This window comes from Streptomyces sp. NPDC037100 (assembly GCF_055606225.1).
The window spans coordinates 142,233-165,915 of the sequence record NZ_JBVJSX010000001.1 but is presented as its reverse complement, the minus strand read 5'-3'; the positions used below and the strand labels follow the sequence as shown (position 1 = coordinate 165,915).

General features: G+C 71.7%; 25 protein-coding genes and 1 pseudogene. 18 read left to right on the top strand and 8 right to left on the bottom strand.

What is annotated here, in order from left to right; all coding sequences use genetic code 11:
- Positions 1-2: 2 nt before the first annotated feature.
- The 8 genes from ACZ7EG_RS00755 to ACZ7EG_RS00720 are packed head-to-tail and all read left to right on the top strand — an operon-like array spanning position 3 to position 8,444.
- Positions 3-1,244 carry an MCE family protein gene (locus ACZ7EG_RS00755; RefSeq protein WP_471070317.1) on the top strand — a complete coding sequence of 414 codons (1,242 nt, stop codon included), beginning with the start codon at positions 3-5 and terminating at the stop codon, positions 1,242-1,244.
- Positions 1,241-2,278 carry an MCE family protein gene (locus ACZ7EG_RS00750; RefSeq protein ID WP_471070315.1) on the top strand — a complete coding sequence of 346 codons (1,038 nt, stop codon included), beginning with the start codon at positions 1,241-1,243 and terminating at the stop codon, positions 2,276-2,278. Before ACZ7EG_RS00755 ends, ACZ7EG_RS00750 begins: the two co-directional genes overlap by 4 nt.
- Complete coding sequence (locus tag ACZ7EG_RS00745; RefSeq protein WP_471070312.1) at positions 2,275-3,441, top strand: MCE family protein; 1,167 nt, start codon at positions 2,275-2,277, stop codon at positions 3,439-3,441. The genes ACZ7EG_RS00750 and ACZ7EG_RS00745 overlap by 4 nt, the downstream gene beginning before the upstream one ends.
- Positions 3,438-4,553, top strand: coding sequence for an MCE family protein (locus ACZ7EG_RS00740; protein ID WP_471070309.1), 1,116 nt, complete (start codon positions 3,438-3,440; stop codon positions 4,551-4,553). Before ACZ7EG_RS00745 ends, ACZ7EG_RS00740 begins: the two co-directional genes overlap by 4 nt.
- Entirely contained in the window at positions 4,550-5,854 is a 1,305-nt protein-coding gene (locus ACZ7EG_RS00735) for an MCE family protein (RefSeq protein WP_471070307.1), read from the top strand. Before ACZ7EG_RS00740 ends, ACZ7EG_RS00735 begins: the two co-directional genes overlap by 4 nt.
- A complete protein-coding gene (locus tag ACZ7EG_RS00730; protein ID WP_471070305.1) occupies positions 5,851-7,128 on the top strand; it encodes an MCE family protein in 1,278 nt (425 codons plus the stop codon). Before ACZ7EG_RS00735 ends, ACZ7EG_RS00730 begins: the two co-directional genes overlap by 4 nt.
- Positions 7,129-7,148: 20 nt before the next feature.
- Positions 7,149-7,613 carry a hypothetical protein gene (locus ACZ7EG_RS00725; RefSeq protein ID WP_471070303.1) on the top strand — a complete coding sequence of 155 codons (465 nt, stop codon included), beginning with the start codon at positions 7,149-7,151 and terminating at the stop codon, positions 7,611-7,613.
- A 48-nt stretch (positions 7,614-7,661) separates the two neighbouring features.
- Positions 7,662-8,444: a hypothetical protein gene (locus ACZ7EG_RS00720; protein WP_471070301.1), complete on the top strand. Its 783-nt coding sequence runs from the start codon at positions 7,662-7,664 to the stop codon at positions 8,442-8,444.
- 111 nt (positions 8,445-8,555) lie between these two features.
- Here ACZ7EG_RS00720 and ACZ7EG_RS00715 read toward each other — a convergent pair whose 3' ends face one another.
- Both ACZ7EG_RS00715 and ACZ7EG_RS00710 read right to left on the bottom strand, forming a co-directional pair.
- A complete protein-coding gene (locus ACZ7EG_RS00715; protein ID WP_471070299.1) occupies positions 8,556-8,924 on the bottom strand; it encodes a MazG-like family protein in 369 nt (122 codons plus the stop codon).
- 86 nt (positions 8,925-9,010) lie between these two features.
- Positions 9,011-9,577 (bottom strand): DoxX family protein, encoded by a 567-nt coding sequence (locus ACZ7EG_RS00710; RefSeq protein WP_471070297.1) that lies wholly within the window; start codon positions 9,575-9,577, stop codon positions 9,011-9,013.
- A gap of 153 nt (positions 9,578-9,730) precedes the next feature.
- Here ACZ7EG_RS00710 and ACZ7EG_RS00705 point away from each other — a divergent pair, with 153 nt between their 5' ends.
- On the top strand, positions 9,731-10,057 hold the full coding sequence (locus ACZ7EG_RS00705) for a nuclear transport factor 2 family protein (protein WP_471070295.1): 327 nt from the start codon (positions 9,731-9,733) through the stop codon (positions 10,055-10,057).
- A 454-nt stretch (positions 10,058-10,511) separates the two neighbouring features.
- Here ACZ7EG_RS00705 and ACZ7EG_RS00700 read toward each other — a convergent pair.
- Together ACZ7EG_RS00700 and ACZ7EG_RS00695 are read right to left on the bottom strand one after the other, a co-directional pair.
- Positions 10,512-10,850, bottom strand: a pseudogene (locus ACZ7EG_RS00700) (SDR family oxidoreductase); the annotation flags it as partial.
- Positions 10,851-10,862: 12 nt separating this feature from the next.
- Positions 10,863-11,897 (bottom strand): Gfo/Idh/MocA family protein, encoded by a 1,035-nt coding sequence (locus ACZ7EG_RS00695; RefSeq protein WP_471070292.1) that lies wholly within the window; start codon positions 11,895-11,897, stop codon positions 10,863-10,865.
- A gap of 147 nt (positions 11,898-12,044) precedes the next feature.
- Here ACZ7EG_RS00695 and ACZ7EG_RS00690 point away from each other — a divergent pair, with 147 nt between their 5' ends.
- From ACZ7EG_RS00690 to ACZ7EG_RS00670, 5 genes are all read left to right on the top strand, one after another.
- A complete protein-coding gene (locus ACZ7EG_RS00690) occupies positions 12,045-13,352 on the top strand; it encodes a multidrug effflux MFS transporter (protein ID WP_471070290.1) in 1,308 nt (435 codons plus the stop codon).
- Positions 13,295-14,473 (top strand): serine hydrolase domain-containing protein, encoded by a 1,179-nt coding sequence (locus ACZ7EG_RS00685; RefSeq protein ID WP_471070288.1) that lies wholly within the window; start codon positions 13,295-13,297, stop codon positions 14,471-14,473. The genes ACZ7EG_RS00690 and ACZ7EG_RS00685 overlap by 58 nt, the downstream gene beginning before the upstream one ends.
- Positions 14,474-14,552: 79 nt before the next feature.
- A complete protein-coding gene (locus tag ACZ7EG_RS00680) occupies positions 14,553-14,855 on the top strand; it encodes a hypothetical protein (protein ID WP_471070285.1) in 303 nt (100 codons plus the stop codon).
- A 141-nt stretch (positions 14,856-14,996) separates the two neighbouring features.
- The gene (locus ACZ7EG_RS00675; protein ID WP_471070283.1) at positions 14,997-15,980 is read left to right on the top strand and encodes a small ribosomal subunit Rsm22 family protein; all 984 of its coding nucleotides are present in this window, start codon (positions 14,997-14,999) and stop codon (positions 15,978-15,980) included.
- A 77-nt stretch (positions 15,981-16,057) separates the two neighbouring features.
- Positions 16,058-16,411 (top strand): hypothetical protein, encoded by a 354-nt coding sequence (locus ACZ7EG_RS00670; RefSeq protein ID WP_471070281.1) that lies wholly within the window; start codon positions 16,058-16,060, stop codon positions 16,409-16,411.
- Here the strand turns inward: ACZ7EG_RS00670 and ACZ7EG_RS00665 are convergent.
- On the bottom strand, positions 16,378-17,745 hold the full coding sequence (locus ACZ7EG_RS00665; protein WP_471070279.1) for a S28 family serine protease: 1,368 nt from the start codon (positions 17,743-17,745) through the stop codon (positions 16,378-16,380). The genes ACZ7EG_RS00670 and ACZ7EG_RS00665 overlap by 34 nt on opposite strands.
- A gap of 132 nt (positions 17,746-17,877) precedes the next feature.
- Complete coding sequence (locus tag ACZ7EG_RS00660; protein ID WP_471070277.1) at positions 17,878-18,087, bottom strand: DUF6243 family protein; 210 nt, start codon at positions 18,085-18,087, stop codon at positions 17,878-17,880.
- Positions 18,088-18,188: 101 nt separating this feature from the next.
- On the opposite strand from ACZ7EG_RS00660, the gene ACZ7EG_RS00655 reads away from it, so the two are divergent.
- The gene (locus ACZ7EG_RS00655; protein ID WP_471070275.1) at positions 18,189-18,830 is read left to right on the top strand and encodes a TetR/AcrR family transcriptional regulator; all 642 of its coding nucleotides are present in this window, start codon (positions 18,189-18,191) and stop codon (positions 18,828-18,830) included.
- Here ACZ7EG_RS00655 and ACZ7EG_RS00650 read toward each other — a convergent pair.
- Complete coding sequence (locus ACZ7EG_RS00650) at positions 18,809-19,666, bottom strand: glycerophosphodiester phosphodiesterase (protein ID WP_471070273.1); 858 nt, start codon at positions 19,664-19,666, stop codon at positions 18,809-18,811. The genes ACZ7EG_RS00655 and ACZ7EG_RS00650 overlap by 22 nt on opposite strands.
- Before the next feature lie 207 nt (positions 19,667-19,873).
- Here ACZ7EG_RS00650 and ACZ7EG_RS00645 point away from each other — a divergent pair, with 207 nt between their 5' ends.
- Positions 19,874-20,611 carry a bifunctional DNA primase/polymerase gene (locus ACZ7EG_RS00645; protein ID WP_471070271.1) on the top strand — a complete coding sequence of 246 codons (738 nt, stop codon included), beginning with the start codon at positions 19,874-19,876 and terminating at the stop codon, positions 20,609-20,611.
- 34 nt (positions 20,612-20,645) lie between these two features.
- Here the strand turns inward: ACZ7EG_RS00645 and ACZ7EG_RS00640 are convergent, their stop codons facing one another.
- A complete protein-coding gene (locus tag ACZ7EG_RS00640; protein ID WP_471070269.1) occupies positions 20,646-21,626 on the bottom strand; it encodes an SCO2278 family lipoprotein in 981 nt (326 codons plus the stop codon).
- Between the two features lie 565 nt (positions 21,627-22,191).
- Here ACZ7EG_RS00640 and ACZ7EG_RS00635 point away from each other — a divergent pair.
- Positions 22,192-22,782 carry an ABC transporter ATP-binding protein gene (locus tag ACZ7EG_RS00635; protein ID WP_471070267.1) on the top strand — a complete coding sequence of 197 codons (591 nt, stop codon included), beginning with the start codon at positions 22,192-22,194 and terminating at the stop codon, positions 22,780-22,782.
- Positions 22,779-23,621, top strand: a complete 843-nt coding sequence (locus ACZ7EG_RS00630) for an ABC transporter permease (RefSeq protein WP_471070265.1) — start codon at positions 22,779-22,781, stop codon at positions 23,619-23,621. Before ACZ7EG_RS00635 ends, ACZ7EG_RS00630 begins: the two co-directional genes overlap by 4 nt.
- The last annotated feature ends 62 nt before the right edge of the window (positions 23,622-23,683 follow it).

Here is a 23,683-nt window from a genome sequence, read left to right as displayed (position 1 = left end):
GGATGAAGGTGCTGAGACTGCGGTTGTACGGCGTCGTCTTCATCGCCGTGCTCGCGCTGCTGCTGTCCCTGTCGGTCGCCGTCTACCGGCAGGCGTTCACACCGGTCGTGCGGATCACGCTGGAGGCCGACCGCCTCGGCAACCAGCTCGATCCGCGGGCCGACGTCAAGCTGCGCGGGCTGCTGGTCGGCGAGGTGCGCGAGGTGCGGGCCGACGGCACGAAGGCGACGCTCGACATCGCGCTGAAGCCGGAGCACGTCGCCCACATCCCGTCCGACGTGCACGCGCGCCTGCTGCCCAAGACGCTGTTCGGCGAGAAGTACGTCGACCTGGTCGCACCGCGCGGCTCATCGGGCCGGCCCATTCGCGCCGGTGACGTCATCACCCAGGACCGCACCCGCGTCGGCATCGAGGTCCAGCAGCTGATGAACGACCTGCTGCCGCTGCTGCGGACCGTGCAGCCCGGCAAGCTCAACGCCACGCTCTCCGCGTTCGCCACCGCCCTGGAGGGACGCGGCGACCGGATCGGCGACAACCTCACGCGAGTGGAGGCCTACCTGCGCCGCCTCAATCCGCACCTGCCGTCCCTGAAAGAGGACATCGCACGCTTCGCCGACGTCGCCGAGGTCTACGGCGACGCGGCGCCCGACCTGATGGAGATCCTGCGCAACACCGTCACCACCAGCCGCACGATCGTCGATCAGAAGGACCGGCTGGCGGCGGCCCTGGAGTCCACGGCGACCGTCTCGGGCACCGCCGAGGACTTCCTCGACGTCAACGGCGACCGGCTGATCACCCTCGGCCGGGTCTCCCGCCCCACGCTGGAGCTGTTCGCCCGCTACTCGCCCCAGTACCCCTGTCTGCTGGCCGGCCTGGTCCGGCAGGAGAAGGCGTCCGAGGAGGCGTTCCGGGGCGGGAAGATGCACATCACGCTGGAGGTCGTACGGCCGCAGGGCGCGTACGAACCGGGTGAGGAACCGCGCTACGGCGAGCGGTCGGGCCCCAACTGCCGCGATCTGCCGCACCCTCCGGTGCCGGCGCCGGGCGCCCACCTCGACGACGGTTCCAAGAAGCCGGGTACGGCCTCGGGCGGTCCGCTCGGCGTCTCCGCCACCCGGGCCGAGCAGCGGGCCGTCGGCTCGCTCGTGGCGCCGGTGTTGGGCGTGCCCGCCGACGAGGTGCCGCCGGTCGCGACGCTGCTGTTCGGGCCGATGGCGCGCGGGACGGCGGTGAGCGTCGCATGAGCACCGCAGGAGCCCGGCAGACCGCCGCCCCGCTGATCAAGTTCAGTCTCTTCGCGCTGGTGACGGTGGTGGCGACAGCCCTGCTCGCCGCCACCATCGTGAACATCTCCTTCACCCCCGAGCACGAGTACCGCGCGGTCTTCAGCGACGTCACCGGCCTGGAGGAGGGCGACGACATCCGGGTGGCCGGAGTGCGGGTCGGCGAGGTCGAGGGCATCCGGATCAAGGACCGGACGCTGGCCGAGGTCACCTTCACGGCCAGCCGGAACCGGCCGCTGCTCACCAGCACGGGCGCCGTCATCCGCTACCGCAACCTGGTCGGACAGCGCTACGTCGCGCTGACCGAGGGCGCCGGCGACGGCACCCGGCTGCGCCCCGGCGGCACGATCCCGCTCGCGCGCACCCAGCCCGCCCTCGACCTGAACGCGCTGCTGAACGGTTTCAAGCCGCTGTTCGCCGCGCTCAGCCCGAAGGACGTCAACCAGCTCGCCACCGAGATCATCAAGACCCTCCAGGGCGAGGGCGGCACCGTCAACAGCCTGCTCACGCACACGGCGTCGCTCACCACGACGCTGGCCGGCCGCGACAAGCTGATCGGCTCGGTGATCGACAACCTCAACACCGTGCTGAAGACGCTCGACAAGCGCGGCGCCCGCTTCTCCGGACTGCTCAAGCAGCTACGCCGGGTCATCTCGGGCCTGTCCGCCGACCGCAAGCCCATCGGGGAGTCGCTGGTGAGCATCGGCGATCTGACGGAGGCCACCTCGGGCCTGCTGAAGGACGCGCGTCCGCCGCTGAAGGACGACATCGCGGAACTGACCGACCTCACCGGGACGCTGAACGACAACGAGAAGACCGTGGAGGGCGTGCTGAAGAGGCTGCCGAACAAGCTGGGCGAGCTGACGGGGACGGCGTCCTACGGATCGTGGTTCAACTTCTACCTGTGCGACTTCGACGGCCGGATCGTGCTGCCGAAGACGAAGCAGGTGCTCACCCCCGAGATGCACGTGGCGAGGGCGAGGTGTGGGGCATGAGCCGCAAGCGCCGCCCGGAGCCGATGTTCAAGGTGCGGGTGGAACCGCCGAAGCTGCCGAGAGTACGGCTGCCGCGGACACGGCTCCTGCCGCGCCGCACGCCGCGTCCACAGCCGCTGGTCAAGGTCCGTATCGACCCTCCGAAGCTGCCGGGGATACGGCTCCGCCGTCCGCGCCTCGGCCCCTTCCGCGATCGCAACCCCATCGTCATCGGCGCGGTCGGCCTCACCGTCCTGGCGCTGCTGACCGCGGCCGCGTTCAACGCCGACCGCCTGCCGGTGATCGGCGACGGAGAGACGTACAGTGCGGCCTTCGCGGAGGCGGGCGGTCTCAAGCCGGGTGACGAGGTGCGGATCGCCGGGGTCAAGGTCGGCAAGGTCGAGGAGGTCGACCTGGACGGCGACCATGTCAAGGTCACCTTCAAGATCAAGGGCGAGCCGGGGTTCGGCACCGGGACCGGCGCGTCGATCCGGGTCAAGACGATCCTCGGCGCCAAGTACCTCGCCCTGCACCCCAGGGGACGGGGCCGGCTGGAGCCCGGCAGCGAGATCCCGCTGAAGCGGACCGTCTCCGCCTACGACGTCGTGCAGGCGTTCAGCGATCTCACCACCACGACGGAGAAGGTCGACACCGACCGGCTGGCGAAGGCGCTGGACACCATCTCGACGACCTTCGAGGACTCACCCGCCGAAGTGCGGTCGTCCATCAAGGGCCTGTCGCGGATCTCCCGGACCGTGGCCTCGCGCGACAAGGCCCTCAGGGAGCTCCTCGACCACGCGAACGGCGTGACGGGTGTGCTCGCCGACCGGTCGGGCGACTTCACCGCCCTGGTCGAGGACGGCGACAAGCTGTTCAAGGAGATCAGCAAGCGGCGTACGGCGATCCACAAGCTGCTGAAGACCTCCGCCGCGCTCGGCATCCAGCTCTCCGGCCTGGTCCAGGACAACGAGAAGGAGATCGGGCCCGCGCTCAAGGGCCTCAACACCGTGGTGAAGATGCTCGAACGCAACCAGTCCAGCCTCGACCGGAGCATCGAGCTCCTGGCGCCCTACGTGCGGGTCTTCACCAACACCCTCGGCAACGGCCGCTGGTTCGACTCCTACGTCCAGAACCTGGTCGCCGCCCCGGTGGTGCCGCGGACGCGGACGGGAGGCGCGCAGTGAGCAACCGTTGGAAGAAGGGCGCGGCCCTGCTGACCGCCCTGACCCTGGTCGCCGCGCTCACCTACGTCCTGTGGCCGCGGACCGAACCGGCCCGCGTCACGGCGTACTTCCCGCGCACCGTCGGCATCTACCCCGGCTCGGACGTCCGCGTGCTGGGTGTGCGGATCGGCGAGGTCAAGAAGATCACGCCCGAGGGCGGACGGGTGCGGGTGGAGCTGGAGTACGACGCGGACCGGAAGGTCCCGGCGGACGCGCAGGCCGCGATCATCAACTCCTCGGTGGTCAGCGACCGTTACGTGCAGCTGCTGCCGGTGTACCGGAGCGGCCCGGTACTGCGGGACGGGGACGAGATCCCCGAGTCGCGCACGGCCGTGCCGGTCGAACTGGACCGCGTCTTCGACAGCCTGCACACCACGGCCGAGGCGCTCGGCCCCGAGGGCGCCAACAAGGACGGCGCCCTGTCACGGCTGCTCGGCGTCAGCGCCGACAACCTCGACGGCCAGGGCGAGAACCTGCACCGGACGGTGAAGGACCTCTCGGAGGCGGTCACGACCCTGTCCGACGGCCGCACGGACCTGTTCGGCACGGTCCGCAACCTCCAGGTGTTCACGGCGGCGCTGGCGGCTGACGACAAGAGCGTGCGGTCGTTCAACGCCAGCCTCGCCAAGGTCGCCGGGCAACTCGCGGGCGAGCGCAAGGACCTGGCGGCGGCGCTGAAACACCTCGGCACGGCGCTCGGCGACGTGTCCGCCTTCGTGAAGAAGAACAAGAAGTCGCTGACGTCGAACGTGGAGGGCCTGAGCAAGGTGACCAAGGTGCTCGTCACCCAACGGGCGGCGCTGGAGGAGCTGCTGGAGGTCGCGCCGACGGGCGTGTCGAACCTGCACAACGCCTACAACCCTGCCGCCGGCACCCTCGACACCCGCAACAACCCGGACCATCCGCAGGACCCGGCCGCACTGCTGTGCTCGATCCTGAAGACGACCGGGGAGAAGACCGACTGCGGGGACCTGAGAGACCTCTTCGACTCCCTGCCCGAGGTGCCCCGGGGCACCTCGGGCGCCGGCACGGTCGACCGCACCCTCGGCGGAATCCTGGGGGCGAGCGCATGAGGCCCCCGCGCAAGAGCGGGGCCGTCGCGTGGGCGGCCGTCGGCACGGTGCTCCTGTCCGGCTGCGAGTTCAACGGCTGGTACGACGTCCCGCTCCCCGGCGGAGCCGCCGCCGACGGCCACGCCTACCACGTCACCGTCGAGTTCCGCGACGTCCTGGACCTGGTTCCGCAGTCGTCGGTCAAGGTCGACAACGTCACGGTGGGCGCGGTGGAGAAGGTGGAGCTGGAGGGCTGGCACGCGAGGGTCCGCCTCCGGGTCGCCGACTCGGTGAAGCTGCCCGGCAACGCCATCGCCGAGCTGCGGCAGACCAGCATGCTCGGCGAGAAGTACGTGGCGCTGTCCGGGCCGCCGGAGAGCACACCGGCCGGCCGGCTCCGCGACGGTGATGTGATCCCGCTGTCCCGCAGCGGCCGCAACCCGGAGGTCGAGGAGGTGCTGTCCGCCCTGTCCGCCCTGCTCAACGGCGGCGGCGTGGCCCAGCTCAAGACGATCACCACGGAGCTGAACAAGGCCCTGGAAGGCCGGGAGAACCGGGTCAAGTCCCTGCTCAAGGAGCTCGACACCTTCATCGGCGGCCTGGACGGCCGGCGCCAGGACATCGTCCGCGCGCTGAAGGCCGTGGACCGGCTGGCCGAACGGCTGGGCAAGGAGAAGAAGACGATCGCCGAGGCCGTCGACACGATGCCGCCCGCCCTGAAGGTCCTGGCCGACCAGCGCCGCGACCTGACGAGGATGCTCACCGCCCTGTCCAAGCTGGGAAAGACCGGCACCAAGGTGGTCAACGCCTCGCACGACGACACGGTCGCCAACCTCAAGCAGCTCCGGCCGATCCTGCAACAGCTCAACAAGGCGGGCAGCGACCTGCCCAACTCCCTGGAACTGCTCACCACCTACCCCTTCCCGCGCAACGCGGTGGACGCCATCAAGGGGGACTACGTCAACCTGCACATCACCGCGGACCTCGATCTCGCCGGGATCTACGGCAACCTGACGGACGAGCGGGGCGGCGGAGGCGGCGGGGACACCCGGGTGCCCGAGCTTCCCGAGCTTCCCGAGGCCCCCGACCTGCCGGACGCACCGGATCTGCCGGACGTGCCGGGCGTGCCGAAGCCCACCGCGCTGCCGAGCAGTCCGGCCGTGCCGTCGTCCCCGTCCGCCCCCTCGGGCGGCGACGACCCGCTGTGCCCGCCGGTGTGCACCGCCGGCTACGGCCCCCGGGACTACCGGACCGGGGGCTACCGGGCCGAGGGGATCAACCTCGAACTCGCCGAGCTGATGCTGAAGGGGGTCCAGCCGTGATCACCCGTACGGTCAAGGCGCAACTGATCGCCTTCGCCACCCTCACCGCCGTGGGCGTGTCGTACGTCGGCGCCGAGTACACGGGCCTGGTGGACGAGGTCCTGGACCGCGGCTACACCGTGCGGGCCGACTTCGCCGACTCCGGGGGCGTGTTCCCCGGTGCCGAGGTCACCTACCGCGGGGTGCCGGTGGGCAGGGTCGGCGCACTGCGCCTGGCCGGCCCGGACGGGGTCTCGGTCACGCTCGACATCGAGGACGGGGCGCCGCACATCCCGGCGGACACGCTGGCGGTGGTGGCGAACCGCTCTGCGGTGGGCGAGCAGTACGTCGACCTCCAGCCCCGGGTCTCCCACGGCCCGTACCTGCTGGACGGCAGCACGATCCCGCGCGAGAGCACACGGGTGCCGCTGTCGACGACGGACATGGTCCTCGGCCTGGACCGCCTGGTGAACTCGGTCGGCAAGGACGACCTGCGGGTCACGGTCGACGAGTTGGGCAAGGCGTTCGCCGGCACCGGACCGAACCTGGGCCGCCTGGTGGACTCGGGCAACACCCTGATCGAGTCGGCGTCCGGGGCGCTGCCGGAGACGATCGACCTGATCGAGGACTCACGGACGGTCCTGAAGACGCAGGCCGACCAGGGCTCGTCGATCAAGTCGTTCGCGCGCGATCTGGCGGCGCTGTCAGCCCAGTTGAAGGCCAGTGACGGGGACCTGCGCAAGCTGATCGGAAACGCGCGGCCGGCGGCGCAGGAACTGAACTCGCTGCTGAAGGCGACCGGGCCGCAGCTGTCGGTCCTGCTGGCCAACCTGATCAGCGGCGGCCAGGTCACGCTGGCCCGCCTCCCCGGCGTGGAGCAGGCCCTCGTCACCTTCCCGCTGACGGTGGCGGGCAGCTACACGGTCGTCCCCGGCGACGGCACCACCCACTTCGGTCTGGTGCTGAACGCCGACGAACCGCCGGCCTGCACCCAGGGGTACGGCACGGCCCGCCGCGACCCGGCGGACACCAGCACACGCGAGGCGAACACCGACGCCCGCTGCACGCTCCCGCGCGGCAGCGAGTCGTCGGTACGCGGCGCGCAGAACGCCCCGGGTGCGTCGACACCGGGCGGCGGCGCGAACCAGGCGGCGCACGTCACCCCGTACGACCCGGAGACCGGCACCACCACCGGCCCGGACGGAAGGAACGTCGAGATCGGCTCGGCGGGCGGCCAGCAGGCCGTGTTCGGAAAGGAGTCGTGGCAATGGCTGCTCGTTGGCCCCATGGCATGAGGCAGGTACCACCCCGGGTGATGACGGCGGGACTCGTCGCGGCGACCGTCATCACCACAGCACTGGCGCTCTGGCTGACCTTCGTGATCCACGAACAGCGCGAGACGGACCAACGACGCCAGGGCATCCTGGCCGCGGCCCGCCAGTCGGCACTGAACTTCACCTCCCTCGACTACCGGCACTACGACCGCGACAGCGCGAATGTCCTGGCGGGTGCGACCGGCGCCTTCAGGAAGCAGTTCACCGCCCAGACGGAGCAGCTGACGAAGCTGGTGGCCCAGAACAAGTCCGTGTCGGAAGGCCAGGTCCTGGAGGCGGGCATCGTCCGCTCCGACGAGGACTCGGCCCGTGTGCTGGTGGTCGCCGACAGCAAGGTGACCAACACCGCGGTGCCCGGGGGAGAGGCGCGCACGTACCGGCTCCAGCTCGACCTCGTACACAAGGACGGCCGTTGGCTGACGTCCGACGTCGAGTTCGTCGGCTGATTCACGGGCCGATCCGCCGACCGACAAGCAGCGACGAGGAGTACCACCATGCCGAAGACGACCACCGGCCGCGCCCCCGGTCCCGGCGCCCGCCGCACCATGACGGCGGCCGCCCGCGCGGCGGCGAAGCGCGCGGAGCGCGGCCACCGCGAAGCGGGGGCCGTGACGGCCACCGACGAGGGGTCCCCGCGCCGGGCCGAGCGGCCACGCGCCGGACGCACCGTCCTCGTCGAGGCCCCGAAGGACGGCTGGGACGATCCGCCGGAGCCGTCGACGGAGTCGTTCGAGGAGGACGGGTCGCAAGAGCGGAGGGAGCACGGTCCCGGCGGGGGACGCAGGCTGCTCATCTCGGTCCTGGCCGTCCTGCTCGTCGTCGGCCTGGTCGCGCTCGCCGCCCTGGGATGGCGGTACCGCGAGGGCCGCCTGACGCAGACCGCCCGGACCGAGGCGCTCGCGGCCGCGCGAAAGGCGGCGCCGGTCGTCCTGTCGTACGACTACCGTCACCTGGACAAGGACTTCTCGAAGGCCCGCGCCCACCTGACCGGCGACTTCCGCGACGAGTACGGCAAGACCACGAAGACCGTGGTCGCCCCGACGGCCGAGAAGTACCGCGGCGTGGTGAAGGCGAGGGTCGCCGCCCCCGGCTCCGGCGGCGCCCCGGCCGCCTCCGTCGTCTCGGCCTCCCCGGAGAAGGTCGTCGTCCTGCTCTTCGTCAACCAGATCACCGAGAGCACCCAGGTGTCGGGGTCCCGCCTGGACCAGAACCGGGTGCGGATGACGATGGACCGCACGGGCGACGGGTGGAAGGTGAGCGCGGTGGACGCACTGTGAAGGCAGGACCGGCTTCTCGGGGACACCTCGTCGGGGATCCGGCCGCGTGGGCCCCTGCCGGTGCGGGCGCTCGGCGGAAAGGCGAACGGGCTCTCGTGCGGTACCCGGTGATCAGAGAGACTGACGCGGAACGTCCGTCCTGGCCGACGCCGCCGTGGACCGTCGTGTCACCCGATCCAGGTGCCGTGCGAATACCTCCCGAGCCTCCGGCGTAAGCGTCCGCAGCGCCACCAGCGCCGTGATGACGACATCGCACAGCTCCGCCTGCACGTCCTCCCACGTGTGCGAGACGCCCTTGCGCGGGTTCTGGCCCGTCGCCCCGATCACCGCCTCGGAGACCTCGCCGACCTCCTCGGAGAGCTTCAGGATGCGCAGGAGGAGGCCCTCGCGGCCCCCGATGGGGCGGTTGGCGTCGAGCCACTGCGTGAGGGTGTCGACGGTGGTCCACAGATCGGGTCCGGGCGGTGTCTGGTCGGTCATGGGCGCAGCCTGGCACGAGGGTCTGACAACACCCCGGCCCGAACCCCGGCTTGTCTGACAACGGCCCGATCCGGCCCCCCAGCCCCCTACTCCATGTACTCCTCGTACTCCTCCTCGAACAACGCCTCCTGCTCCCCTTCCTTCGCCTTCCGCAGCCGCCTCGCCCGGGCCCCCACCACCACCGCCGTGCCCGCCGCCGTCGCCGCGAAGGCCGCCGGGATCATCCAGCCGCGGTTCACCGCGTGGCCGAGCAGGTGGTCCAGGGAGAAGCGGCCCGGGCCGGTGATGGCCAGGCCCGCTGCCGTGAGGCCCAGCGTCGCCGCGTACTCGTACCCGCCGCCCTGGTTGAAGAAGCCGTTCGGGGTGTGCACCGCCGCCGCTCCGGCCATCGCGCCGGCCGCCGCCGCCCCCGCGGCCGGGGTCGCCAGGCCCAGGGCCAGCAGCGTGCCGCCGCCCGTCTCCGCGAGACCCGCCGCCGTCGCGCTCGCCTTGCCGGGGGCGTAGCCGACGGACTCCATGAACTGGCCGGTGCCCTCGATGCCGTGCCCGCCGAACCAGCCGAACAGCTTCTGCGTGCCGTGCGCCGCCAGCACACCGCCCGCCCCCAGCCGGAGCAGCAGCAGACCCAGATCACGTCGGTCGTCACGCCTCACGTCGTCTCCCTCAGCAGGCAGCAGGCAGCAGGAACAGAGGAACGCCCCTCTTCGCGTTTCCACCGTCGCACCCTCGCGCCCCGCGGACCCGTCCGGGACGCCGTTCGGGTGGCACCGGTGGCGTGGGGCCGCGGCCGGTACGAGGCTGCTCGCATGACGATTCAGACCACGCGTCTCAGCGATCCGGCCGTCCGGGCCTTCGTGGCCGCCGTGAACAACCATGACCGCGAGGGCTTCATGGCGCTCCTCGCGCCGGGCGCGACCATGACGGACGACGGCTCCGACCGGGACCTCGCCGACTGGGTGGACCGGGAGATCTTCTCCTCCCACGGCCACATGGAGGTCGACAACGAGTCCAACGGCGGCCGCTCCCTCCTCGCCCGCTACAGCAACGACACCTGGGGCGAGATGCGCACCCGGTGGAGTTTCCACGTGGACGACGACGGCCGGATCACCCGCTTCGAGACCGGGCAGGCCTGAGGTCTCTTCACCGCGTCGCGCCCTGACCGCCTCCCTGCGACGGCTCGGCACCGACTACGTCAACTCCGCTCGGGATGGGGCCGCTCACCGGGACCGGCGCGCAGCCGGCCGAGGTCGACCGGCTGCTCGGCCGGTGATTCCGCATCGGTCGTCGATCCCGCACCGGTCGTCGACCCCGCTTCGGCCCGTGATTCCCGCACCGGTCGTCGATGTGAGCGGCAGTCGTTCCACGCCCACCGGTGCGTACTCCGCGGTCCCTCGCGGAATCCACCCCCACCCGGTGCCGTGGAACGACTGCCGCCTCCCCCCTGGATGTGGCCGACGGAAGTGCTCCACTCCAACTGTGAAGCTTTCGTGTAGGAGAGTTGAGCATAAGCCCCCTACCGGCCGCAATGGGGCGGAGGTCCCTATTCCATTTGTGCAGGTTGACGAGTTGACGAATTCTGCCGCGCGCTCAGTCACGGCCGACGTACGGCATCGCCGTCGCCAGTACGGTCGCGAACTGCACGTTCGCCTCCGGCGGCAGTTCGGCCAAGTGCCGCACCGTGCGGGCCACGTCCGCGACGTCCATGACCGGTTCCGGGGCTACTTCCCCGTTCGCCTGCAGCGCTCCCGTCTGCATACGGGACGTCATGTCGGTGGCCGCGTTGCCGATGTCGATCTGCCCCACCGCGATCCCGTACCGCCGTCCGTCCAGGGAGAGGGACTTCGTCAGGCCGGTCAGCGCCTGCTTCGTCGCCGTGCAGGCCACCGACATCGGGCGGGGCGTGTGTGCGGAGATCGAGCCGTTGTTTGATGACAGGGCTCAAGCCGGCGCGAGTTCCGCCGTGAGGTCCTCGTCCGGCGCCTCGCCCGGGTAGCGGACGCCGACGCGGTCCCGGATCGCGTCCAGCGTGCGCATCACGGCGAGCGTGCCGTCCAGCGGAACCAGCGGGGACTCGGTCTCACCGGCCCGCAGTGCCCGCATCACCTCCAGCGCCTCGTGACGCATGCTGTTGTGCGGCCCGTCCGCGGGATCGGCCGTGAACTCCTCGGCGTCGCGGCCCTCCCGGTGCAGGACGAATCGGTCCGGGAAGAAGAAGCCGTGCGGGATGTCGATCCGGCCCCTGGAACCGGTGACCGAGGCCGCGGTCGCCGTACCGCCCACGATGGAGCAGTGCACCGAACCGAGCGCACCGCTGTCGAAGGACAGCACCGCCGCCGTCTGGAGGTCGACGCCCTCCTCGGAGAGCACGGCCCGCGCCACGACGTCCGACGGCTCCCCGAGCAGCAGCTGCGCGAACGACACCGGGTACACGCCGAGATCGAGCAGCGCGCCACCGCCCAGCTCCGGGTTCCGCAGCCGGTGCGAGGGCGGGAAGGGCCCGGCCAGCCCGAAGTCGGCCTGGACGCTGCGCACCTCGCCGATCGCCCCGTCGTCCACCAGTGCCTTGAGCCGTCGTACCAGCGGGTTGCAGTACATCCACATCGCCTCCATCAGGAAGCGCCCGTGCTCCCGCGCCAGCGCGACGAGTTCCTCGGCCTCGCGCACGTTCAGCGTGAAGGGCTTCTCGCACAGGACGTTCCGCCCGGCCGCGAGACACAGCCCGGCGGCGGTCCGGTGCGCCGTGTGCGGGGTGGCGACGTAGACGACGTCGACGTCCTCGTCCCGCGCGAGCTCGTTCCAGTCGCCGTAGGCCCGGGGTATGCCGAACCGCTCCGCGAACGCCCGCGCCGACTCCTGCGACCGGGAGGCCACCGCCACGACCTCCGCGTCGGGCAGATCGATCAGATCCGCGGTGAACGCGCCCGCGATTCCGCCGGTCGCCAGGATCCCCCACCGCACCGTGTCCGCCGTCATCGCGCCCCGCCTCCACCTCGTGACCCTGAGCAATCCGTACGAGCAGTCGTACATGCCGTCCGTGCGGCAGTCGTACGAGCGGCCAGTACGCGCAGTCCGTACGAGCTGAGAGCATAGGTGGCGATCGACTCGGAGAGGGAGGGACTCATGCCCGAGGGTGGGGCGTCCATATCGAACACCGCGCAGGAGGCCGCAGCCGGGACGGAGCGGCCCGACCGCACACCGCACCGCCGCACCGGGCTTCTGGTCACCTTCCTCCTCGGAAGCCTGACCGCCGTGCCTCCGCTGGCGATGGACATGTACCTCCCGTCCCTGCCGGAGGTCACCCGTTCCCTGCACGCGCCCGCCGCGACCGTCCAGCTCACGCTCACCGCCTGCCTGGCCGGCATGGCGCTCGGGCAGCTGGTGGTCGGGCCGATGAGCGACCGGTGGGGGCGCCGCCGCCCGCTGCTCGCCGGGCTCGCCGTCTTCGTCGTCGCCACCGTCCTGTGCGCGCTCGCGCCCACCGTGGAAACGCTGGTCGCCTTCCGGCTGGCCCAGGGCCTCGCGGGCGCGGCCGCCATCGTCATCGCGCGGGCCGTCGTCCGCGACCTCTACGACGGCATGGCCATGGCCCGCTTCTTCTCCACCCTCATGCTGATCTCCGGCGTCGCCCCCATCGTGGCACCGCTCATCGGCGGGCAGGTCCTGCGCGTGACCGACTGGCGGGGGGTGTTCGTCGTCCTCACCGCCATCGGCGTGCTGATCGGGGTCCTGGTCTGGACGAGGCTGCCCGAGACGCTCGAGCCCGCCGAGCGGCACAGCGGCGGCGTCGGCGAGGCCCTGCGCGCGATGCGCGGCCTGCTCGCCGACCGTGCCTTCGCCGGTTACATGCTCACCGGCGGCTTCTCCTTCGCCGCCCTCTTCGCCTACATCTCGGCGTCCCCGTTCGTCATCCAGGAGATCTACGGCGCCTCCCCGCAGACGTTCAGTCTGCTGTTCGGCCTCAACTCGGTCGGACTGGTCCTCCTCGGGCAGATCAACGGCAAGATCCTGGTCGGCCGGGTCAGCCTCGACCGGGTGCTCGGCGTCGGCCTCACGATCGTCATCACCGCCGCGACCGCGCTGCTGCTGATGTCCCTCGGCGTCTTCGGTGAGGTCGGTCTGGTGCCCGTCGCCGCCGCGCTGTTCGTGCTGATGTCCGCGATGGGCATCACCCTGCCCAACACCCAGGCCCTCGCCCTGATGCGCACCAAGCACGCGGCGGGCTCCGCGTCGGCCCTGCTCGGCACGTCGTCCTTCCTCATCGGCGCGGTCGCCTCCCCGCTGGTCGGCGTCGCCGGGGAGGACACCGCCCTCCCGATGGCCGTCGTCCAACTGGCCGCCGCACTGGTGGCACTGGCCTGCTTCGTGGGAATGTGCCGACCCTGGAAGCAGGAGAGCAGCCGCGCGAGCGTGGAGGGAGCAGTCAGCTGAGCGCACCCAGACTGCGCGACGGCACGCCGGAGCGGGCCGGACTCGACCCGGGGGAACTGCGTCACCTCGTCCGGGAGGTCCACGTCCTCACCACCGGGCAGCGCCCCTGGGCACCGGGCGCGGTCCTCGTCGTCGGACGCGGCCCGGTGATCGCGGTGGAAGAGGCCGCGGGCTGGGCCGTCCGTTACGCGGCCTACGACCCCGATGCCGACGCCGGAGTGGAGCTGCCCCCCGAGGACCGGGTCCCGATGACCGTCGGCACGCCCTTCGACCTGGCGTCCCTCACCAAACTGTTCACGTCCGTGGCCGCCGTGCAGCAGATCGAGCGGGGCACACTCGGCATCGACGCGAGGGCCGGGGCGTACCTGCCCGACTTCACGGCGGCCGCCCGGCACGGCATCACCGTACGGCAGCTGCTCACGCACACCTCCGGGCTGCGGCCCGAACTCCCGCTGTACGACTGCGCCGACGACGCGCAGCGGCTGGCCGCGCTCCGGGCGGAGCGACCGGTCGGGGCGCCGGGCACCTACTGCTACTCCGACCTGAACACACTGCTCCTGCAGTACGTCCTGGAGCGCATCACCGGCCGCACGCTCGACGTCCTGATCCGCGACGGCATCACCCGGCCGCTGGGCATGACGGCGACGGACTTCGGGCCGTGCCCGGGCGCCGCGGCTACGGAGGACCAGCGGCGGCCCTGGGCCAAGGCGGACCGGGGGATGCTGCGGGGCGAGGTCCACGACGAGAACGCCTGGGCCCTCGGGGGCGTGGCCGGCCACGCGGGGCTGTTCTCCACCGGCCGGGACCTCGCGGTGTTCTGCCGCACCCTCCTCGCCGGCGGCTCGTACGGCCCGGCCCGCATCCTCGGCCCCGACTTCGTCGAGCTCCTCTTCACCCCGCCGGGCCTCGGGTTCTCCCTCGACCAGCCGTGGTTCATGGGCGACCTGGCGGGCCGCGGGGCGGCGGGCCACACCGGCTTCACGGGCACGTCCCTCGTCCTGGACCCGGCCACGGACACGTTCCTGATCCTGCTCACCAACGCGGTCCACCCGCGCCGCCGCCGCCCGGACCACGCCCCGAGAGCGGCAGCGGCGTCGCGGGTGGCGCGGGCGGTGCGCTGATTCCTGCGCCGGGGAGGGGCGGGCACTCCCGGACCAGTTCTGCACCGGTGTCCCGGCCCAGCTGGACCTGGCGTCGGGGATGCTGCGGTGGGTCAACTGCGGGCACCCCGCCCCGCTGCTCATCCGCGACCGGCGGCCGCGGTTCGACGCCATGCGGCGGGAGACGGACCTGCCGATGGGAGCCCGGGTCGAGCGGGCCGCCCCCGAGCGGTCCGGACAGGAGCAGGCTGCGGCCCGATGGGAGCCCGGGTCGAGCGGGCCGCCGCCGAGCGGTCCGGACAGGAGCAGGCTGCGGACCTGCGCGGTGAAGCCCGGGGGCCCGGGGGCGCGAGCAGCGTCCTCGGTGAAGGACGGGCGGGCGGGAGCCCGCCCCGCCGTCTGAACGGTCGCTCGGTGAACGAGGCAGGGGACCGCGAACACCGCGCACGCGCAGCGCCGACTCGGCCGCCGCCCGCACCCGGTCCAGCGCGCCCTCGAAATGCGCGCCGCCCAGCGTGCCTCGCCCGCCTCGTAGAATCGCCGGGTGAACGCCCCCGCACCCCCGGCCGAAAACCTCCGCGCCGCCCTTGCCGGTCTGCTCGACGGGCTGCCGCCCCGGCAGGCCTCGCAGGCGGTCGAGCGGCTGATCGCCAGCTACCGCGGGGCCACCCCGACCGACGCCCCCATCCTCCGGGACCGGGCCGATGTCGCCGCCTACGCCGCCTACCGGATGCCCGCGACCTTCGAGGCCGTGCGCTCCGCGCTGGAGGCGTTCGCCGAGGCCGCGCCCGAGTGGGTGCCCGGCGGGCACACCGACCTCGGCGGCGGCACCGGTGCCGCCGCCTGGGCCGTGAGCGCGGTCTGGGGCGGGGAGCGGCCCGTCACCGTGCTCGACTGGGCGGAACCCGCGCTCGCCCTGGGACGCGAGATCGCCGCGGCCAACCCGGAGCTGAAGGACGTCCGCTGGCAGCGCTCCCGGATCGGGGCGGCCCTCACCCTGGAGAGCACGGATCTCGTCACCGTCTCCTACGTCCTCAACGAGCTGACCGCCGCAGACCGCACCGCCCTCGTCGACGCCGCCGCGGCCGCCGCCCGGGCCGTCGTCATCGTCGAACCCGGCACTCCCGACGGTTACGCCCGCCTCATCGAGGCCCGGGACCGGCTGATCACCGCCGGCTTCCGGATCGCCGCCCCGTGCCCGCACAGCGCCGCCTGCCCCATCGCCCCCGGCACGGACTGGTGCCACTTCTCCGCCCGGGTCAGCCGCTCCTCCCTGCACCGCCAGGTCAAGGGCGGCTCCCTCGCCTACGAGGACGAGAAGTTCGCGTACGTCGCCGCCGCCCGCTTCCCCGTCGACCCCGCTCCCTCCCGGGTCGTCCGACGCCCCCAGATCCGCAAGGGACAGGTCCTCCTCGACCTGTGCGAGAGCGAACCGTCCCTCCGTCGCGCCACCGTCACCAAACGCCACGGCGACCTGTACAAGGCCGCCCGGGACGCCGACTGGGGAGACGCCTGGCCGCCCTCCTGAGCTTCTGTCAGGTACGCATAAGACCAACTCGCGCCCTCGGGCGTGCACGACGCGTACCACTGAAACGGGAGGAACCTTTGAAGAAACTGCTGATCGCTCCGCTGGTGGCGGCGGCCCTGGCCCTGGCCGGGTTCGTGCCGAGCGCCTCCGGCACGGCGACGGTCGGAGGCGACGACATGACCACCGTCGCGGCGACGGCGCAGTGCAAGAGCCTCACGGCCCTGTCGACCGTTCACGTCCGCAAGTCGGCCAGCACCAGGTCGACCAGCCTGCGCCTTTGGTACAAGGGCACCCAGGGCTGCGGCATCAAGGGTGTCGACGGCGGCTCGTACAAGAACACCTGCGGCATGGACAGCTACCACTACTGGCGCAGGGTCGACTACCGCGGCACCGTGGGCTACGTGCCCAACGTGTGCGTGAGGTACTCCTGACCCGCCCAGCGGACGAGCATGTCCTCCGCCGACGCCCGGTCGGCGGGGGACAGGTCCGCGAGGTCGGCGCCGTGATTGCCGCCCGGCACCCACAGCAGCCGTGAGTCCGGCCCTCCGGGGCGGAAGTGCTCGGCGACCGCGGGGTCCTGGGTGCCGTTGACGAACAGCAGCCGGCTGCCGCGCCGCCGGACCCAGCGGTCGATGTCGGGCATGGCGGCCCGGTCGAAGCGCAGGGGGACGTCCCGGGGGACGAAACTGCGCGGCTCGGCGGCGCCCGGGTGGCGGAGCAGGTCGGAGAGGTGGGCGGTGGGGAGGCTGCCGTACCCCAGCTGGGTGCCGATCTGGTACCAGTACGGGATGTAGTTCCGGGCCGTCGTGTCGGCGTACAGCGCCAGGCCCGTCGTGTCGTCCAGCCAGGCGTACAGCTCGTCGGCCGTCGCCGCGGGGCCGGGGATCGCGGCGATGTCGGCCGGTGTGCCGCGCTGCCAGAACATGAACGGTACGCGCAGGACGGCGATCTCGAGTGCCTTGTCGGCGCTGCCGACGAGCCGGAAGGTGTCGCCGGCGGCGGCCGCCCAGGCCTCGTAGCGGGCGACCAGCTCGGCCCGGCGCAGCAGGATCGCCCGCTGGGCCGCCTCGAGGGCCTCTCGGGCGGCGGGGGTGCCGACCGTCTCCAGGAAACGCAGATACGCGGAGTCGTCGCGGTCGTCGACGTTGTTCGGGGCCGAGTGGACCACCGTGCCGTTCACGTCGTGGGGATGGAAGCGGCGGTGGTAGAGGCTCGCCATGCCGCCCTTGCTGCTGCCGGTGGAGATCCACGCGCCAGGGTAGAGGCGGCGCAAGAGCCGGACGACGCGGTGGTGGTCGTCGGCGGCCTGCCGGACGGTGAGGTGGGTGTAGCCGGGGTCCGCCGGGCGTGAGGTGCCGAAGTAGCGGTGCTCGACCTGGAGTTGGTTGGCGCCGAGCAGGACCGCCGGTTCGGTCCGGCGTGGGGTGAGGACCGCGTGATAGCCCGTGCTGAACAGCACGGTGGGGCGGTCGGCGGCGGTGTGCAGCAGGGTGAGGCGCTGCTCGAAGGTGCCGGCGGCCGGGTTCGTGTGGTCGACCGGCTGACGCAGACCCAGGACGAAGTGCCGGTATCCCGGTTCGGCGTCGTGCCGCTCCTCGACCAGGCGCAGCCCGGGCAGTGCCCGTAAGGCGTCGGCCACGTCGGCGTCCTCGGAGCGGGCCGTGGCCGCCGCCCGCGCGAGGGGGGCCGCCGTGGTGGCGAGGCCCGCCGCCGGGAGGGCCGTGGCCGCCGTGGTGAGCAGCCGTCGTCTGGTCCATGCGGTCATGAGCCGAGTCCTCCCGGGTGTCCGTGGGGCGGGTGTCCGCCGGTCGCGGGCCGCGACCGCCTCAGTACATCCGCCGGACCGCCCGGGAGGATCCCGCGCGCGGGGGGCCGTTCCCCCTCGCGCGGGGGAGGCTCACGACGCCGTGCCCGCCGTGCCCCCCTCCTGCCTGTCCTGCTGCTGCCGTTTCTCCTGGAGCTTGCGCAGCAGCTCGCGCTTCTGGGCCTGCGGGTCGAGGCCGCCGCCGATCCGGCCGCCCCGGCCGCCGCCGCGCAGCTCCCTCCGGCCGAGGTTCCTGCGCGATCCGCCGACGCCCAGCATGTTTCCGGCTCCGCCTCGGGCCATCTCGGACTCCTTTCCATCATTCGCGACGAGACGGTTCGTCTCGTGCACGTGCTCCACTGTCCGCGAGACGCTCCGTCTTGTCAACCTGATAAATTCGGCCCATGGCCGTCCAGAAGTCCACCCAGCCCACTCCCGGCAAGCCCGCCCCCGACTCCACCCGGCGCAGCGAGAAGTCCCGCCGCGCCATCTACGACGCCGCCCTCGCGCTCGTCGTCGAGGTCGGCTATCCGAAGACCACCATCGAGGGCATCGCCGCCCGCGCCGGCGTCGGCAAGCAGACGATCTACCGCTGGTGGTCGTCCAAGGCGGACGTCCTGATGGAGGCGTTCCTCGACCTGGCGGAGCAGTCCCCGCAGGAGGCCGGGCCGGCGCCGTACACCTTCCCGGACACCGGCGACCTCGCCGCCGACATCAAGGCGGTCCTGCGCGCCACCGTCGACGAACTGCGCGACCCGAGGTTCGAGGCGCCCTCGCGTGCGCTGGCCGCCGAGGGCGTGGTCAACGAGCAGCTCGGGCGCGAACTCGTGGCCAAGCTGATGCAGCCCTCACTCGACCTCTACATCACCCGGCTGCGCGCCGCGCAGGACGCGGGCCAGGTGCGGCCCGAGATCGACCCGCGCATCGCCCTGGAGCTCTTCATCTCCCCGCTCGCCCAGCGCTGGCTCCAGCACACCGGCCCGATCTCCCACGAGTACACCGACACCCTCGTCGACTACGCCCTTCACGGCCTGGCCCCGCGCTGAGCGGCCCGGGCGAGGCGCCCCGGTGCGTCCGTGATCACACCGTCGCAGCCCAGCGCCAGCACCCGGTCCCGCTGCGCGTCCGTCACCACGGTGTGCGCCCACACCCGTGCGATCCCCGAGTTCACCGCTCGCACCAGATCCGCATCGCGCGCCCGGTGGTCCACGTCCAGCAGGTCCACGTACGACCGCCAGCGCTCCGGGCGGTCCGTGCGCAACTGCTGCGCCGAGCGCCACAACTGCGAGAGCAGGCCGAGGCGGTGGACGCGCCTGGCCACCTCGGGGTCGTTGGAGTTCACGAACACCGAGCGGGTCAGGCCACGGGCCCGGATCAGCTCGGCCAGCCGGTCGAGGCCGCGTGGGTCCTTCGCCTCCAGCATCAGCACGATCCGCCCGCCGAAACGATCCAGCACCTCGGCGACCGTCGGCGGCCGCTCCGACCGCCAGCTCCCCGGGAGCCTGTCCTTCGGGCGCAGCCGTACGCCCCGCCACTCCCGGGCGTCCAGACCGCGGACCGCGCCGCCCAGGTAGGTGGTGCGGTTCAGGGTCTCGTCGTGGAACACCACCGGCGTGCCGTCGCGCAGCATCCGGGTGTCGAAGTCCAGTACCTGCGCCGTCCCGCGCTCGTAAGCGGTCGCCAGCCCCGCCATGCTGTTCTCGGGGACCTCACGGGCGCCGCCGCGGTGCGCGACGTACGTGATCCGGGGCAGGGCCGCCACGGTCAGCGGGCCCGCGCCCCACTCCAGCGGGGCCGGGGCGCGGCCGACGGGCCCCGACAGTGCGAGCGAGACCACGGATGCCACGGAGGCCAGACCCGACAACGCGATCCTTGTGACCATGGCGACCACGGTAGGGCGCCATGTCATGTCAAAGCGGGCAATGACACCCGATCTCGGTGGAGAGCGGGGCTCGCCGTTCTCCTCCCGTCCGATGCCCGGTGCACGGTGCGTCCCACCTGTCCTGGTTGTGGGCACTGGCCCCCCGGTGCGCGGGAAGATGGGACGATGAGGCATGCTGTTCGGCACGACGGCGAGGCGAGGGGATAGATGAGCGCGGAGTTCGGCGGCCGGACCGGCCTGCAGGGCAAACTCACCCAGTGGCTGCGCGCCGGGCGCCGGCCGAAGGAGACCGCCGGGGACGGCGGCCGTGAGGCCCTGCTGCTCGCCGCCGCCGGCGCGGGGCTGCCCCTCGCGCCCGCCGCCCACCCGGCCGGCTACCGCTGTTCCTGCGACCGGGTCGGCTGTCCCACCCCCGCCCGGCACCCGGTGTCCTTCGCCTGGCAGACGCAGTCGACCACCGACCGCTCCCAGATCGAGCGCTGGGCCCGCCACCAGCCGCAGGCCAACTTCATCACCGCGACCGGCATGGTGCACGACGTCCTCGACGTGCCCCTCGACGCCGGTCGCGACGCGTTGGAGCGGCTGCTCGCCGCCGGTGTCGAGGTCGGGCCGGTCGCCGAGAGCGACGACGGCCGCCTCCTCTTCTTCACGGCCACCCGCGGTACGCCCGAGGACGAGGACGAGTGGTGGCCGTGCGAACTGGACTGTCACCCCGAGACCATGGACGAGCACCCCGGGCTGCGCTGGCACTGCCGGGGTTCCTACGTCCTCGTACCGCCGGCGCGGCTGCCCGGTGAGGAGCAGGCTGTGCGGTGGGTGCGTGGGCCCGAGCACGCGCTGCCGGATCCGCTGAGCCTGCTGGAGGTGCTCACCGAGGTCTGTGGGCGCTATGCGGACGAGGACACCGGCCGGGCCGGCGAGGCGGCCTGGCCCCTGCGGCACTGAAGCCGGTCGGCGACCGTGCCGTGAGGGCCCTGTTCTACGAGCCCTCCGCCGAGGTCAGTCCCTGGATCCTGCCCAGGATCGTCACCTTGCCCGGGCCCTTGGGGTCCAGTGCCGCCTCGTTGGAGACGAACTCCATCGTGAGGGACTGCTTGATCTCGCCCTTCGTCAGGGCCAGGACGTCCTTGTTGGGGGCGGGGACGGACGTGCCCGCGTAGGCGGTCTGCTTCTCGTAGTGGCGGGTGGTGAAGAACACCAGTGCCCCGCCGTCCGTCGTGCGCAGCGCCAGCGGTGCGTAGTCGCCGTTCGTCAGCGGCTCGTCGATGTACTGGGTGACCATGCCGGGCTTCTTGCCGTTCTTCTCGCGCAGGGCACGCCACTGGCTGGTGTGGGCACCGTCCGCGAAGGTCTCTCCGCCGCTCTTCAGATACGTCGCGTACGTGCGGCTCAGGTCGCCGGGGTCGGTGGAGTTCGCGGGGACGGACTCGGCCCAGCCGTCGGCGTCCTTCTTGAACTGCGGGACCTTGTCCGGGGCGACGAGCGTCAGGTACGCCACCTGGAAGGGGTCGTCCAGGCTGCTGCGGGTGAAGACCAGCAGCCAGCGGGCGGTGCCGCCCTTGTTGCCGGCCGCGTCGGCGACGAACCAGCGGGGCCAGCCGGCCTTCTTGGGGATCGTGAACTTCGCGTCCGTCAGCTTCAGCGGGGTGTGGCGCGGGTTGCCGTCAGGGTTGTTCGCCTTCCCGGCCTTGAGGCGGGCCGAGTCGATGTCGGCGAGGGCGCCCGTGGTGTGGCCGGCGTCCAGGGTGCCGTCGTAGGCCTTGTCGGCCTCGTTGTACGCGGCCGTGAACTCCTGGAGGGCCTGGGCGGCTTCGGCGCGGGTCGTGGACGGGAGGATCTCCCGTTCGCCGTGCACGACGACGCATCCAGTGGCCGTCAGCGACAAAGCGGTCGCCGAGGTTGCTATGAGGGCGCTCCGGGCGGGCCTGCGGAGCGTTCGAGGGTCGCGATCCCTGCTCATCGGGTACCTTCACCTTCCCCTTTCCGGAGGCGAACCCTACCGGGTGCCTCCGGCGGTTGGGCCGGGGGTGGGGTGGGGCGGTCGTCCGCTACGTCCGACGGAGTTCTCTGCGCGGGCTCGCGCGGTGAACGCACCAGAAGCCGGAAGTCGAAAGCGACACCGTACAGTCGAAAGCGACTCCGTGAAGAGGTTGTCCGCCTTGAGGAAGCCCTCAGGGAGTCCCGGGCCGCTGAGACCGAATCCCGGTACCGAGCGGGGCAGGTTGCCGTCGCGGCAGCCGTTCTCATCCTCCTCAACTCCACCGGCCAGGACGTCCCGGTCGACGTCGTCCCTGTCCGTCCGGACTCCGACCGGCCCAGCCTGCGCCAACGCCGTTCCTGTCACGTCTCGACTCAGCTCTCAGCCGTGTTTACGGCGCGGCCTTCACTCGTACGGGCTATTCAGCGGCTTGAGCTGCACCTTTGATCACATGTGATGCCTAGCCTTGCCGTGACGGCGAGTGGTCAGCGATGTGTGCGTGGCACGGTCTACGGGGCGGCCTGGGGGTGCGGTGAAGGTGAGGGGCGTGCGTCACGCGTACGGTCGTCGTGAGGTTCTGCGGGGCCTGGAGTTCGATCTGCGGCCCGGTGTGCTGGCCGGGATCGTGGGGGAGAACGGTGCCGGCAAGTCCACGCTGCTGAAGATTCTGTCCGGTGAGCTGCGCCCGCAGCACGGCACGGTCCGTCACGCAGGTCTTTTCGGTTACTGCCCGCAGGACGTGGTGATCAACGACGCTCTGACCGTGCGGCAGCATCTGGAGTTCTTCCGCGTCGCACGAGGGCTGCCCGATCTGCGACACGCCGAAGAGGTCATGGATGCGCTGCAGTTGTCGGAATACGCCGATGAGCGTGCCGGACTGCTCAGCGGCGGAACGCGTCAGAAGCTGAACCTGACCCTGGCGTTGATGCACGATCCGCAAGTCCTGTTGCTGGACGAGCCCTACCAGGGTTTCGACTGGGACACCTACCAGCGCTTCTGGGACCTGGCGGCACGGTTGCGCGACGCGGGTCGCTCCGTCCTCGTCGTCTCGCACCTGGCCTATGACGCCGAGCGCCTGGACGAGTTGTGGCGGCTCCGGGGTGGCGTACTGCGTTCCGCGACGGAGATGCCGGCATGAGGCGTCATCTGCGCCTGTTCGTCACTGCTGCCCGTTTCGACCTGATCGAACATGCCCGGAACAGGCTGGCCATGGTCTTGGTCGTCCTGTTCATCCCCTCCTGGATCAGCCTGGCCTTCGTCGCCATCCCCAGCAAGACCGTGGCCTTCAAGCTGCGCTCGACCGGCCAGCTCCTGGAACCTGCGGGCAACCAGATCACGCAGATCAACGGCGCCATCAACGCCGTCACCCTGATCACCGGGTTCATGATGTTCGCCGTCACGTTCAACGGCGGACGCTTCGACCGTCGTCTGGCCATGGCCGGCTACCCTCGCGTCCATCTCGTCCTGGCCAAGACCACCTCTCTGACCCTGGCCTCCGGCGTCATCGCCGCCTACGCCACCGCGATGATCAGCACCTACTGGAGCCCGCGCCAGCCCATGCTGCTCGCCGTCGGCCTGTTCTGCGGGGCGATGACCTACGGGGCGCTCGGCGTCGTCTTCGGCTCCCTGCTGCGCCGGGAGGTGGAGGGCATGTTCGCCCTGGTCATGATCAGCATCATCGATGTCGGCCTGCAAAGCCCCCTGGCCGGCGGCGGCACCACAAACGTAGGCATCAAACTCCTGCCCACCTACGGCACCACGCAGGCCACCGCCGCCGCGGGCTTCACCCACACACACCTGCCCGGCGATCTGGTCGTCCAGATCCTGTGGTTCGCCGGCGCCGCACTCCTGGGCCTGCTCACCTTCCACCACCGCACCAAAGACGCCCTGACCGCACGGCCGCCCTTCCATCTGCCCCGGCCCCCCGGACACCGGCATCCTGCGCGCCCGGAACGGGCCACGTCGGCATCCCGCTGAGCAACCCCCCCGGTGCGACGGCTCGAACGGGACCCTGCGATGGATTGCCGCCCTTCGACGCA